The following is a 9,309-nucleotide window of genomic DNA, read 5'->3' on the forward strand; positions in this document are numbered from 1 at the left end:
TCGGGCAGCTCCACCTGCGCCAGCCGCGTGCGCGCGGCGAGCAGGCGGCGGCGGATGCGCTCGTCCTCTTTTTTCCAGCGCGCCACGAAAGCCTCGGCGTCCTGCTCGAATGCGTCGCGCCGCCGCACCACCTCGACCCGCTCGGCCAGCTGGTCGGGGGTTTTCACCTCGACCGAGAGCCCGAAGCGGTCCAGCAGCTGCGGGCGCAGCTCGCCTTCTTCGGGGTTGCCGCTGCCCACCAGCACGAAGCGCGCGGGGTGGCGCACGCTCAGGCCTTCGCGCTCGACCACGTTCTCGCCCGAGGCGGCCACGTCGATCAGCAGGTCCACGAGGTGGTCCTCCAGCAGGTTGACCTCGTCGATGTAGAGGAAGCCGCGGTTGGCCTGGGCCAGCAGACCCGGCTCGAATGTCTTGACACCTTGTGAGAGGGCGCGCTCCAGATCCAGCGAGCCGACCACGCGGTCTTCGGTGGCGCCCAGCGGCAGGTCGACAACCGGCACCGGGATCGCGTGCGACTTGAGCGGTTTGCCCTGTCGCAGCCGGTCGCAGTCAGGGCAGCGGCCGGCGCTGTCCTGCGGGTCGCAGCCGTAGCGGCAGCCCACCACCGCCTTGATGCTGGGCAGCAGCGCCGCCAGCGCCCGGACGGCGGTCGACTTGCCGGTGCCCCGGTCGCCCAGCACCAGCACGCCTCCAATGTGGGGGTCGATGGCGGCGATCAGGATCGCCGTTTTCATCTCTTCCTGACCCACGATCGCGGAGAAGGGGAACGCATGTGCCATGGAATTCAGTATGGCACAGGCCGCCGGATTTTGGATTTATGTACAGGCCGTTATGTCAATCTGAGTGGACAGATGCGGCAAAGGCAGGCCGTCCTGTTTCTGGAAACACCCGGGCATCCCCAGGATGGGTCATGCGCCGCCTGCAACGGCCCTGCCGTGGGTGATCTCACGCCTATCATGCGGGCCGGCGGTGCGCCCGATGGCGGCCGTCCGATCTGGGAGACCACGCATGGCAAAGCTGATTCTGGGGCCCGTTCTTTCTTACCGAGGTGGCGGCGCCGATGGCGCGTGGCGCGTGAGCGCGCTCATCGGCGTGGAGGACAACACCGGCGCCCTGGCGCTTCATCTGGGCGGTCGGGCGGTCAAGCCGCCGGTGTTGCTGCTTCAGCAGGGTGGGCGAAGTTACTTTCGCTACGACCTGAGCTGCAAGCAGGGCCAGGAGGAGCGCCGGGTGGACTACCGGCTGGAAGGGGTTGACGGGCAGTGGAGCTTCACAGTGCCCGGCAAGGGCCAGGCGCCGCGCATGGCCTACGTGTCCTGCAACGGTTTTTCAGACCCCAGTGGCATTCGCAAACTCATCCGTGCAGAGAACGCGGTGTGGGAAGACCTGCTCTGCAACCACGACAGCACCGTCCGTCCGCCCGGGTACGAGCTCGACAAAGAGCAGCTCTGGCATGAGGCACGCACGCACGACAAGGGACGGCAGCGCTTCCACCTGCTGCTGATGGGGGGCGACCAGATTTACTTCGACTCGATCTGGGAGGACCTCAAGGAGCTCAAGGGCTGGATCGGTTTGCCCAGGGATGAGCAGTTGGTCTACCCGGTGAGCGCCGCGCTCGACAAGAAGATCGAGGCCTACTACCTTCAGCTCTACAGCGCGCGCTGGCTGCCGGCGGAGCGCCACGCGTGGGGCGCCCAGGACCCCACGCTGGACGCGGCGCTGGCGATGGCCAGCATGCCCACCGTGATGATGTGGGACGACCACGACATCTTTGACGGCTGGGGCTCCTACAGCGCGGAGATGCAGCGCAGCCCGCTCTTTCAGCGCCTGTTCCACCACGCGCGCAAGGCGTTCTGGGTGTTCCAGATGCAGCACGCGGTGGAGCTGCTGCCCGAGCTCACGCACCGCAGCGACATCCGTGTGCGTTCCAACGACCCCCTGTTCGAGCCCATCGACTGGAAGCAGGTGCTCAAGCCCGACAAGCTGGCATTGCCGCTGCTCGACCAGCAGCCCGGGTTCTCTTTTGTGCACGCGCTGGGGCCGCTGCAGCTGGTGGTGGCCGACCTGCGCACCGAGCGCTCGCACGAGCAAGTGCTCGGCCCCGAGACCTGGCGTGCCCTGCAGGGCAGCCTGGGAGCGATCCCCGGCCAGGACGCGTCGGCCTCGGCGTGCCAGCACCTGCTGTTCATGTCGTCGGTGCCCGTGGTGCACCCGAAGTTGTCATTGGCCGAAGCGTTCATGGACGGCTTCGGCTCGGACCATGTGCTGGACAGCAGCGCAGACGACCTGAAGGACCACTGGACGAACGACGACCACGAGGGCGAGCGCAAGCGGCTGATCGAAACCCTGCTGAAAACCGCCCGGGACAAGCGGTTGCGCGTCTCCATCCTGTCGGGCGACGTGCACGTGGCGGCCTGGGGCACCGCGTACCGCAGCGATGTGGAGCCGCAGGACAACTGGGCGCAGATCCAGCAGTTCACCTCGACCGCCGTGGTGCACCCGTCGCTGGTGTCGGTGACCGAGCGCCTGTTCTTTCATGTGCTCAATGCCGTGGCCCGGTCCAGGCAGGCGCTGGATGTGAACCTGAAGGCGGAAATGATGCTGTTCCCTGGATCGAACCGCTATGTGCTGGCCGCGCGAAACTGGTTGGCGTTGGAGCTGGACGCCCCGGGCGGCCACGCAGGCGGCGCGAAGCTGTGGACCACTTGGCGGTGCGAGACCAAGAGCGCATTCACCAACCATTTGCTGGCCACCGAGCCGGCCAGCACGCAAACGGGCTGAGCCCGCGACAATAGGGCTTCTGCAGCCGCCCTGTTTCCCGTGACCACTCCCCCCAGCGACGACAGTCTCTCCCCCCTCGCGCCCTTGCGCCGGCCCGTGTTCCGCATGCTGTGGACCACCTGGCTCATGGCCAATGTGTGCATGTGGATGAGCGAGGTGGCGGCTGCGTGGATGATGACGTCGCTCACCACCAAACCCCTGTGGGTGGCGCTGGTGCAAACCGCCGCGACGCTGCCTGTGTTTCTGCTGGGCCTGCCCAGCGGCGCACTGGCCGACAACCTGGACCGCAAGCGCTACTTCCTGTTCACCCAGCTGTGGGTGGCCTCCGTGGCCACGCTGCTGAGCGTCGTGATCTTCCTGGACGTGATGTCGCCGGCCCTGCTGCTGGTGCTGGTGTTTGCCAACGGCATCGGCATGGCGCTGCGCTGGCCGGTGTTCTCGGCCATCGTGCCCGAGCTGGTGCCACGGACGCAGTTGCCCGCGGCGCTGGCGCTCAATGGCGTGTCGATGAACGCTTCGCGCATCATCGGGCCGCTGGTGGCCGGCGCGCTGATCGCCAGCGCGGGCAGCGCGTGGGTGTTTGTGCTCAATGCGGCGCTGTCGGTGGGCGCGGCCATCATCATCAGCCGCTGGAAGCGCGAGCACACGCCCAACCCGCTGGGCCGCGAGCGGCTCGGTTCGGCCATGCGCGTGGGCCTGCAGTATGTGAAGCAGTCCTACCTGCTCAAGGGGGTGCTGCTGCGCATCTCGATCTTCTTCTTCCACTCCACCGCGCTCATGGCCTTGCTGGCGCTGGTCGCGCGCGGCATGCAGGACGGCGGGGCGGGCACGTTCACCGTGCTGCTCGCATCAATGGGCGCGGGGGCCATCGCGTCCACCGCGTTTCTGCCGCGCCTGCGTCGCCGCTACGCGCGCGACAGCCTGGTGTTGCGTGGCGCTGCGGTGCAGGCGCTGGCCATGGCGGTGATGGCGGTCACCCACCAGCTGTGGATCGCGGTGCCGGCCATGTTCCTCGGGGGCGCGGCCTGGATCACCGTGGCCAACACGCTGAGCGTCTCCATCCAGATGGGGCTGCCCGACTGGGTGCGCGCGCGGGGCATGTCGATCTACCAGATGTCCATCATGGGCGGCAGCGCGGCCGGCGCGGCCATCTGGGGCCAGGTCGCCACCTGGACCAGCGTGCCGGTGTGCCTGGGCATCGCGGCGGTCAGCGGCATCACCGCCATGGCGGCGGTGAACCGCTGGATGCCCGACGCCGGGCTCGAAGACGACCTCACGCCCAAGCGCATCTTCCCCGCGCCATCGATTCCGGAGCCTCCCAAACATGGCCATGTGATGGTGCAGATCGAGTACCTCATCGACCCGGCGCGGGCGGCGGAATTCCGTTTCCTCATGCTCAACGAGAGCCGGCGCAGCCGCCTGCGGCATGGCGCGCTGTCATGGGAGTTGCTGCACGACATCAACGAGCCCGGCCGTTTTGTGGAGGTGATCGTCGACGAGTCGTGGACGGATCACCTGCGCCGCTTTGACCGTGTTACCGCGGCCGATGTCACGCTGCGCGACCGCAAGCTGGCGTTTCACACGGGCAGCGAGCGACCGCGCGTGAGCCGCAGCCTGATGGAGACCACCGTCTGAGCGTGCGGCAGCGGCGCGCCCGTCAGCCGGCCTGCGCGGGGTCTGCGCCCGCTTGCTGAGACAGCTCTCGCGCCGCCTCTTTCAGCCACTGCGCAATGCGCTTGACCTGCGGCGCGTCCACCCGCGCGCTGGGGCCGTACACCGCGAGCGACCCCATCACCTTGTTGCCCGCTGAATGGAACGGCGCGGCAATGGCCACCGCGCCCTGGATGAGTTCGTCGCGGCTGATCGCGTAGCCCGCTTGCCGGATGCGCGCGAGCTCGTCGAGATAGTCCTTCTGCCGCGCCTTCGGAATCTTGCCGTGGATGTAATGCGACGCGTCGTCGGCAAACGCCAGGATCGCCCGCCCGCTGGCGCCCAGGATGACTTTCTCGCTGTGGCCCACGCCCCGCTTGAAGCTCAGCGGCTGTGCGCTCGGCATTTCGGCCACGCACACGCGCTCCTCGCCGTGGTGCACGAGCAGCGCCACGGTCTCGCCCGTCTGTTCCCACAGGCGCCGCATCATGGGCTGCGACAGCGTGGCCAGATCGAGCCCTGACGTCCACATGCGCGCCAGATGCGCCACCGACGGCCCGAGCTGAAAGCGCTGCGGCTCGCCCACGGAGACGATGAAGCCGCGCTGCTCCAGCGTGCGCAGCAGCCGGTACAGCGTGGGTCGGCTCAGGTCCACCCGCTTGAGCAGCTCGCTGGCGCTCAGGCGCGGATCCCCGGCGCGAAAGGCCATCAGGATGTCCAGCGCGCGGTCCACCGCCCGCACGCCTTCGCTGTTCTTGTCGGTGCTCATCGTCATCTCTTCGGGTCAGGAAGCCGGCATTGTATGAAATGCGTCCGTCAGACGGACACATGGCTCATATTCTTTGACGTGCATCAAAGCCCGTTCATAAAATGGACAGACGTCTCATCTGTCGTACACACGAAAAACCACGGAGTCCCGCGAGTGAACAAGGAAATGTCAGAAACGCTCACCCGTGTCGGTCCCGGCACGCGCATGGGCAACCTCATGCGCCGCTACTGGGTGCCCGCGCTGATGTCGAGCGAAATCCCCGAGGCCGACGGGCCGCAGGTGCGCGTGCAGCTGCTCGGCGAGAAGCTGCTCGCGTTTCGCAACACCGACGGCAAGGCCTGCCTGATTGGCGAGTTCTGTTCGCACCGCGGCGTGTCGCTGTATTTCGGTCGCAACGAAGAAAACGGCATCCGCTGTGCGTACCACGGCGTGAAGTTCGACGGCAACGGCCAGTGCGTGGACGTGCCCTCGGCGCCGCAGGCCTGCGCGCGCATGCACATCAAGGGCTACCCCTGCGTGGAGCGCGGCGGCATTGTGTGGGCCTACATGGGCCCGGCCGACCAGCAGCCCGCACCGCCCGAGCTGGAGTGGTGCACGTTGCCGCCCGAGCATGTGTTTGTCTCCAAGCGCCTGCAATACAGCAACTGGTTGCAGGCCATGGAAGGCGGCATCGACACCGCGCACGTGTCGTATGTGCACCGCTACGAGGTGGACACCGACCCGATGCACCAGGGCGTGAAGGCGCTGGACTACATCAAGGCCGACGGCAACGTGAAGTTCGAGATCGAGCAGACACCGTTTGGCCTGAGCCTGTTCGGCCGCCGCAACGGCGAGCCGGACTCTTATTACTGGCGCGTCACGCAGTGGCTGTTTCCATGGTTCACGCTGATCGCGCCGTTTGGCGACCACGCGCTGGGCGGCCACGTGTGGGTGCCGATCGACGACCACAGCTGCTGGGCCTGGAGCATCAACTGGCAACCGAGCCAGCCGCTCACCACCGAAGAACGCACGGCCATGGAAGAGGGCAAGGGCATTCACGTGGAGTACGAGGCACCGGGCAGCTTTGTGCCCAAGGCCAACCGCGACAACGACTACGGCATGGACCGCCGCGCCCAGCGCGAGCAGCGCGCGTACAGCGGCGTGTTCGGCTTCTCGGCGCAGGACTATTCGCTGCAGGAGAGCATGGGCACCATCCAGGACCACGAGGCCGAGAAGCTGCTGCCCACCGACAAGGCCATCGTCATGGCGCGGCGCATGCTGCACGAAGCCGCGGTGGCGCTGGAGCAAGGCCAGACGCCGCCCGCGCTGGACGCGAGCGCCCAGCATGTGCGCCCTGCCGGTGTGCTGTTGCCCAAGGAGCAGGACCCGGTCGCGTGGGCGCGGGAGCACCTGGCCGATGCCACGAAAAAACCGGTCTTCAGCCTTTGACAGGCTGGCCTTCTCACCCCCACAACAGACCCCACAGGAGACATCCATGACAACCCCCTTCAAGTTCGCAGCCGCCATGGCGCTTGTGGCGTGTGCGGCCACGTCGGCCTGGGCGCAAGGCGCGTCCGACTGGCGCCCGAGCAAGCCGGTGCGCATCATCGTGCCCATCGTCGGCAGCACCAACGACGTGCTCGCCCGCTTGATTGGCCCCGAGCTGCAGAAGGCGCTGGGCCAGCCCTTCGTGGTCGAAAACAAACCCGGCGCGGGGGGCAACATCGGCGCACTGGAAGTGGCGCGCGCGGCACCGGATGGCCACACGCTCCTGATCGGCTACAACGGCCCGCTGGCCATCAACGTCACGTTGTTTGACAAGATGCCCTACGACCCGATGAAGGAGCTCGCGCCGATCACGCTGGCCGTGAAGTCGCCGCAATACCTGGTGGTCAACCCGGCGGCCGGCTTCACCGACGTGAAGGACTTCATCGCCAAGGCCAAGGCCCAGCCCACCAAGTACAGCTACGGCTCCGTGGCCATGGGCAGTGCCTCGCACCTCACCATGGAAATGATGAAGTCCGCCGCCGGCTTCCACGCCACGCACATTCCCTACCGCGGCGCGGGCCCGGCTGTCACCGACCTGATTGCGGGCAGCGTGCAGGCGGGCTTCTTCGTGCCCGGCAACGTGCAGGGTTTCGTGAAAGAGGGCCGCCTCAAGCTGCTGGCCTCCACCGGCACCAAGCGCTTTCCCAGCACGCCCGATGTGCCCACGCTGGCCGAGTCCGGTCTGAAGGACTTCGAGGCCACCTCCTGGATCGGCCTGCTGGCGCCCGCCGGCACGCCGCCGGCCATCATCAACCGCTACCACGACGAGATGGTGCGCATCCTCAACTCGCCCGACATCCAGAAGCGCCTGCACGACATGGAGTTCGAAATCGTGGCCAGCTCACCGAAGCAGTTCAGCGACTGGATCGGCACCGAGATCGTGCGCTGGGGCAAGGTCATCAAGGACACCGGTGCAAAGGCGGAGTGAGCTGACATGAGCGAACCCCGACGCGACCCCCGACGCGAACCCCGCCTGGCGGGCAAGACCGCGCTGATCACGGGTGCCGGTGCCGGCATCGGTGCGGCCACCGCACACCTCTTTTGCCGCGAGGGCGCGGCCGTGTTGCTGGTGGACGCCGATGCGCAGGCGCTGGCGCGCACACAGGCCGCGATCCTCCAGGCACAGCCCGACGCGCGGCTGGCCACACTGGGTGCCGACGTGGCTGACCCCGCCGCAGCGCTGGCGGCGGTTGAGCAATGCACCGCACAGTGGGGCGGGCTGGACATCCTCGTCAACAACGCCGCCATGCGCAACTACACGCCCGCCGCCAACGCCACGCCTGCGGAATGGCAGGCCATGGTGGGCGTGAACCTGGTGGGGTTGTCCAACTACTGCGGCGCGGCCTTGCCGGCGCTGCGGCAGTCGGTGGCCGGTTGCATCGTCAACGTGTCGTCGTGCTACGCGGTGACGGGCCGCAAGGGCATGGCGCTGTACGACGCCACCAAGGCCGCCCAGCTGGCGTTCACGCGCAGCCTGGCGTTTGAGGAAGCGCCGCATGGTGTGCGCGCCAACGCGGTGTGCCCGGGCTCCACGCTGACCGACTTCCACGTGGGCCGCGCGCGGGACAAGGGCAAGAGCGTGGAGCAGCTCAAGACCGAGCGCCAGGACACGTCGCTGATCGGCCGCTGGGCCTCGCCCGAAGAAATCGCCTGGCCCATTCTCTGGATGGCGTCCAGCGAGGCGTCGTTCATCACCGGCACCACGCTGATGGTCGATGGCGGGCTGCACATCATGTGAGCCCGCACGCCCGCGCCCTCAGGCCGCCTGCGGCGCGGGTTGGGCCGAGGCGGGCAGGCCGAAGATGCGGTCAAACAGCAGGTTGAAGACGAAGGTGTAGACCAGGAAGAACACGATCAGGCCCAGGTCCAGCACAAAGGCCTGCCAGAGCGAGATCTCCAGCCACCAGGCAAACAGCGGCACCAGCGTCACCACCAGGCCGCCCTCAAAACCGATGGCGTGCACCGCGCGGCGCAGCAGGCTGCGCCCGCGCGTGGCCTGGCGCGCTTCCCAGCGCTCAAAGAGGGTGTTGTAGACCAGGTTCCACACCACGGCGATGGCCGAGGCGGCCACGGCGGCCACGCTCGCATGGCCCATGTTCGCGCCCGACAGCAACGCCAGGCCGGCGGTCGACATGGTGATGGCGATGATTTCGTACAGGGTGATGTAGACGACTTTGCGTTTGATGCCTTGCATGGCACGACTCCAGGGAACGGGGCCCGGCCGGGTTGGCGGGGCAATGGAGGCATCGTATGGCGGTCCGCCTGACGGTAAAAGTCAGTTAGTTTCAGAATTTCTGATAAGTTGCGGCCCATGGCCTTTTCCAGCGACAACGTGCGGGTGTTCCTGGCGGTGCTCGACAGTGGCTCGTTTTCGGCCGCCGCGCGCCAGCTGGGCCGCGTGCCCTCGGCCGTGAGCATGACCATTGCGAACCTGGAAGCCGAGCTCGACCTCACGCTTTTTGACCGCAGCACGCGCGAGCCGCGCCCGACCGACGTGGCGCGCGCGCTCGAGCCCCAGGCCCGCCAGCTCGCCAGCCAGTTGCGCCAGCTGCAGGCGCACGCCGAGGGGCTGCACCAGGGGC

Annotated in this window: 9 protein-coding genes; 6 read left to right on the plus strand and 3 right to left on the minus strand. The window is 67.5% G+C overall.

Going from position 1 to position 9,309, the window contains the following annotated elements:
* Window positions 1-779, minus strand: a 779-nt coding sequence (locus KXJ60_RS05265; protein ID WP_291124799.1) for an ATP-binding protein, incomplete at its 3' end; no start/stop codon positions are given.
* A gap of 229 nt (window positions 780-1,008) precedes the next feature.
* Here KXJ60_RS05265 and KXJ60_RS05270 point away from each other — a divergent pair.
* Window positions 1,009-2,781 carry an alkaline phosphatase D family protein gene (locus KXJ60_RS05270; RefSeq protein WP_291124801.1) on the plus strand — a complete coding sequence of 591 codons (1,773 nt, stop codon included), beginning with the start codon at window positions 1,009-1,011 and terminating at the stop codon, window positions 2,779-2,781.
* A 105-nt stretch (window positions 2,782-2,886) separates the two neighbouring features.
* Complete coding sequence (locus tag KXJ60_RS05275) at window positions 2,887-4,416, plus strand: MFS transporter (protein ID WP_291124816.1); 1,530 nt, start codon at window positions 2,887-2,889, stop codon at window positions 4,414-4,416.
* Window positions 4,417-4,438: 22 nt separating this feature from the next.
* Here the strand turns inward: KXJ60_RS05275 and KXJ60_RS05280 are convergent, their stop codons facing one another.
* On the minus strand, window positions 4,439-5,200 hold the full coding sequence (locus KXJ60_RS05280; RefSeq protein WP_291124803.1) for an IclR family transcriptional regulator: 762 nt from the start codon (window positions 5,198-5,200) through the stop codon (window positions 4,439-4,441).
* Between the two features lie 153 nt (window positions 5,201-5,353).
* Between KXJ60_RS05280 and KXJ60_RS05285 the strand changes: the two genes are divergently transcribed.
* Genes KXJ60_RS05285 through KXJ60_RS05295 form a run of 3 tightly spaced genes read left to right on the plus strand, consistent with a single transcriptional unit; the run spans window position 5,354 to window position 8,465 of the window.
* Window positions 5,354-6,628, plus strand: a complete 1,275-nt coding sequence (locus KXJ60_RS05285) for an aromatic ring-hydroxylating dioxygenase subunit alpha (RefSeq protein WP_291124805.1) — start codon at window positions 5,354-5,356, stop codon at window positions 6,626-6,628.
* 46 nt (window positions 6,629-6,674) lie between these two features.
* Complete coding sequence (locus tag KXJ60_RS05290; protein WP_291124808.1) at window positions 6,675-7,655, plus strand: tripartite tricarboxylate transporter substrate binding protein; 981 nt, start codon at window positions 6,675-6,677, stop codon at window positions 7,653-7,655.
* Between the two features lie 6 nt (window positions 7,656-7,661).
* A complete protein-coding gene (locus KXJ60_RS05295) occupies window positions 7,662-8,465 on the plus strand; it encodes an SDR family oxidoreductase (RefSeq protein WP_291124810.1) in 804 nt (267 codons plus the stop codon).
* Between the two features lie 18 nt (window positions 8,466-8,483).
* Here the strand turns inward: KXJ60_RS05295 and KXJ60_RS05300 are convergent, their stop codons facing one another.
* On the minus strand, window positions 8,484-8,921 hold the full coding sequence (locus KXJ60_RS05300) for a PACE efflux transporter (protein WP_291124812.1): 438 nt from the start codon (window positions 8,919-8,921) through the stop codon (window positions 8,484-8,486).
* Between the two features lie 117 nt (window positions 8,922-9,038).
* Here KXJ60_RS05300 and KXJ60_RS05305 point away from each other — a divergent pair.
* Window positions 9,039-9,309, plus strand: a 271-nt coding sequence (locus KXJ60_RS05305) for a LysR family transcriptional regulator (RefSeq protein ID WP_291124814.1), incomplete at its 3' end; no start/stop codon positions are given.

Source organism: Hydrogenophaga sp. (genome assembly GCF_019264445.1).
GTDB lineage: Bacteria > Pseudomonadota > Gammaproteobacteria > Burkholderiales > Burkholderiaceae_C > Hydrogenophaga.